This window comes from Mesorhizobium sp. M1A.F.Ca.IN.020.06.1.1 (assembly GCF_004023265.1).
Classification (GTDB): domain Bacteria; phylum Pseudomonadota; class Alphaproteobacteria; order Rhizobiales; family Rhizobiaceae; genus Mesorhizobium.
The window spans coordinates 1-3314 of sequence record NZ_RZSR01000690.1 but is presented as its reverse complement, the minus strand read 5'-3'; the positions used below and the strand labels follow the sequence as shown (position 1 = coordinate 3314).

Genomic DNA, 3314 nt, shown 5'->3' with positions numbered 1-3314 from the left:
GCCTGACGGCGGTCTTCAACCGCGGCGCTTTCTCGATGCTGGTCGAGGCCTATCTCGACAAGGCCCGCAGCCACGCGGTGGCCGAAGCCGGCGCGCTGCTGATCGTCGATGCCGACCATTTCAAGTCGATCAACGACCGGCTCGGCCACGATTGCGGCGATCAGGCGCTGAAGCTGATCGCGAGCACGATCCGGAGCCAGCTCCACGGCGCCGACATCGTTGGACGCATCGGCGGCGAGGAATTCGCGGTCTTCCTTCCGGGCGCCGACGCGACACGCTCCTTCCTGGTCGCCGAGTCGATCAGACTGCGTATCCGCGAGGCCGAGTTCGCGCCGGGCGGGCAGCCGTGCCCGCTTTCGGTCAGCATCGGCGGCGTCGCGTTCAGCGGGCCCACCACCTATCACCACATGTTTCGGGTCGCGGACAGGCATCTTTACAAGGCGAAGTCGAACGGACGCGACCAGGTGAGCTTCGAAAGCCCGCGCAGCAGGCTATCCGGCGAGGCCGCCGGCACGTTCCACTGAACGAACCCGCGCAGCAGGGAACGGAGCGCCCTCACCAGCGGTGGGGCTGAGTAGGAGTGTCGTCCCGCCTTTGGGTAGGCGTCTATTTCCACATGCCGCGCATGCGCGCGCCGAGATCGACCTTGACGCCCGGCTTTTGGCGCGGGTCGTCCGTGATCGCCGCGCTCGCCCAGGATGACTGTTCGAAAGCCGAAAGCATCGAGGCCGGGATAAAGCGGGTGCGCGAGGCATAGACGTGACGGTCGCCGCGCGCCGGCTGATTGTGCGGATAAAAGCGCTGCGGCACCACCAGGTGCAGGCTGTCCTTGGCGCGCGTCATCGCCACATAGAGCAGCCGCCGCTCCTCCTCGATATCCTCCTTGGTACCAACGCCGAGATCGGCCGGGATGCAGCCGTCGACCGTGTTGAGCACGAAGACGTTCTTCCACTCCTGGCCCTTGGCCGAATGGATCGTGGACAGGATCAGGTAATCCTCGTCGCGATGCGGCGGGCCGGCCTGGTCGCTGGTGGCGTCGGGCGGGTCGAGCGTCAGCTCGGTCAGGAAACGCTCGCGCGAGGGATAGCCCGACGCGATCTGCTCGAGCTGCAACAGGTCGGCCCGGCGCGTGATCGCGTCCTCGTGAATACGCTCCAGATGCGGCTCGTACCAGAGCCTGATCCGCTCGAGGTCGGCCGGCCATTTGGCGCCGGCGCGCAGCCCGCTGTAGATGTCGAGGAAGACCGGCCAGTCTTCGGCCGCGCGCTGCGGCGGCCGGAAGCGGGCAAGGCCGAGCGTCTCGTCGAGCGACGTCGCCATCGCCTCGACGATCTGTGAGGCGGCCGAAGGCCCGATGCCGGGCATCAACTGCAGCACCCGGAAGCCGGCGACCCTGTCGCGCGGGTTCTCGGCAAAGCGCAGCATCGCCAGCATGTCTTTCACATGCGCGGCATCGAGGAATTTCAGCCCGCCGAATTTGACGAAGGGGATGTTGCGCCGCGTGAGCTCCACCTCCAGCGGCCCGCTGTGATGCGAGGCGCGGAACAGCACGGCTTGCGCCTTGAGCGCCGTGCCGGCCTCGCGCTCGGCAAGGATCGCCTGGCAGACATAATTGGCCTGCTCAGCCTCGTCGCGCACGCTTACCAGTTGCGGCTTGTGCGACGACCGGCGTTCGGTCCAGAGATTCTTGGTGAAACGCTCGCTTGCCTCGCCGATTACTTTGTTGGCGGCGGCCAGGATCGGCTCGGTCGAGCGGTAATTGCGCTCCAGCATGACGATCTCGGCGCCTTGCGCGAACTGTTTTGGGAAATCGAGAATGTTGCGCACTTCCGCGGCCCGGAAGGAATATATCGACTGTGCGTCATCGCCCACCACGGTCAAGCCCGCGCCGTCCGGCTTCAGCGCCAACAGAATAGAGGCCTGCAGCCGGTTGGTGTCCTGGTATTCGTCGACCAGCACGTGGTCGAAGCGTGAGCCAAGGTGAGCGGCGATCTCCGGCTCGGCCGCCATCTGCGCCCAGTAGAGCAAAAGGTCGTCGTAATCGAGCACGTTCTGCGCCTGCTTGGCCTCGACATAAGCCGCGAACAGCTCCTTCAGCTGTTCCGCCCATCCTGAGCACCAGGGAAAGGCCGAGCCCAGCACCTCGCCGAGCGGCGCCTGGGCGTTCACCGCCCGCGAATAGATCTGCAGGCAGGTGGCTTTGGTCGGAAAACGGCTTTCGGTCTTGGAAAAACCGAGCTCGTGCCGGGCAAGGTTCATCAGGTCGCCCGAATCCTCGCGATCGTGGATGGTGAAAGCCGGATCGAGGCCGATCTGCTCGGCATAGTCGCGCAAGAGTCTGGCGCCGATACCGTGGAAAGTACCGGCCCAGGATAGCGCATCGGCGATGATCGCGGCATCGCGGCCCAGCACCTCGCCGGCGATGCGCTCGACGCGCTTCGCCATTTCAGCCGCGGCGCGGCGCGAAAAGGTCATCAAAAGGATGCGGCGCGGATCGGCGCCCTTGACGATGAGGTGCGCCACGCGATGCGCCAGCGTGCTGGTCTTGCCGGAGCCGGCCCCGGCGATCACCAGCAGCGGCGCGGCCACCTTGCCGTCGCCATGCACCACCGCCAGCCGCTGCTCGTCGTTCAGCCGGGCAAGATAGGCAGGAGTTTCGAAGGACGAATCACGGGCGGCGATGTTCATCGCCCATCAAGCATCGTTTCCGCTTTGTTCGCAATACAGCTAATCTCGCCCAAAGGCGGCCAAGTGGGGGGCGATGCCCGGCAGGGCAGAGGGGACGCTGTACGCGCCGGCATGTGCTGGATAGGCCGGCCATCTTCCCAACAAGCGCGAGAACGGCCGATCTACCTTTTCGGCTCGACGCCCATCGCCGCCGACTGGCGCCGCAGCGACCGCCGATCGTCCGGCGGCGCGAGATCGCCGGACGCCTCCTCGATGATCCTCATCGTGACGCGATAGGCCGTGTAGCCGAACAGGCCGACGAGCAGCAGACGGATCATGACATCTCCTCGTGAGTTAACGAGGTTCAACCGGAGACAGGCGCGTTGGTTCCCGCCGGACGGCGCAACCAAACCGCCGCCGCCTCGTTTGCTTCGAAGAAAGGGGCGAACGAGAGGAGGTCGTCATGAAGAAACTTCCTGTGCTGCTGGCTCTCGCGGCAGGGCTCGGGCTCGCCGCCTGCGACAACAGCGTACAGCCCACCAAGGCGCCAAGCGACACCGTCGACAAAAACCCGCAGGTCGACAAGAACCCGGTGCCGCAATCGACCACCGGCGGCGACCAGCCCGGCACGCCGCCGAAGCAATGAG

General features: G+C 65.8%; 4 protein-coding genes. 2 read left to right on the top strand and 2 right to left on the bottom strand.

Annotated elements, in window-relative coordinates; genetic code table 11:
* Positions 1 to 524: GGDEF domain-containing protein (locus tag EOA60_RS25115; protein WP_164899517.1), on the top strand; the 524-nt coding region annotated here is incomplete at its 5' end.
* Positions 525 to 606: 82 nt separating this feature from the next.
* Here the strand turns inward: EOA60_RS25115 and EOA60_RS25110 are convergent.
* Together EOA60_RS25110 and EOA60_RS37760 are read right to left on the bottom strand one after the other, a co-directional pair.
* Positions 607 to 2688, bottom strand: a complete 2082-nt coding sequence (locus tag EOA60_RS25110; RefSeq protein ID WP_095823611.1) for an ATP-dependent helicase — start codon at positions 2686 to 2688, stop codon at positions 607 to 609.
* A gap of 161 nt (positions 2689 to 2849) precedes the next feature.
* On the bottom strand, positions 2850 to 3005 hold the full coding sequence (locus EOA60_RS37760) for a hypothetical protein (RefSeq protein WP_082954124.1): 156 nt from the start codon (positions 3003 to 3005) through the stop codon (positions 2850 to 2852).
* Positions 3006 to 3130: 125 nt separating this feature from the next.
* On the opposite strand from EOA60_RS37760, the gene EOA60_RS25105 reads away from it, so the two are divergent.
* Positions 3131 to 3313 (top strand): hypothetical protein, encoded by a 183-nt coding sequence (locus EOA60_RS25105; RefSeq protein WP_067330410.1) that lies wholly within the window; start codon positions 3131 to 3133, stop codon positions 3311 to 3313.
* Position 3314 lies beyond the last annotated feature (1 nt).

Excerpts from the sequence above, each read along its gene's own strand:
- EOA60_RS25110 (WP_095823611.1), bottom strand. The coding sequence starts at position 2,688 with ATGAACATCGCCGCCCGTGATTCGTCCTTCGAAACTCCTGCCTATCTT.
- EOA60_RS37760 (WP_082954124.1), bottom strand. The coding sequence starts at position 3,005 with ATGATCCGTCTGCTGCTCGTCGGCCTGTTCGGCTACACGGCCTATCGC.
- EOA60_RS25105 (WP_067330410.1), top strand. The coding sequence starts at position 3,131 with ATGAAGAAACTTCCTGTGCTGCTGGCTCTCGCGGCAGGGCTCGGGCTC.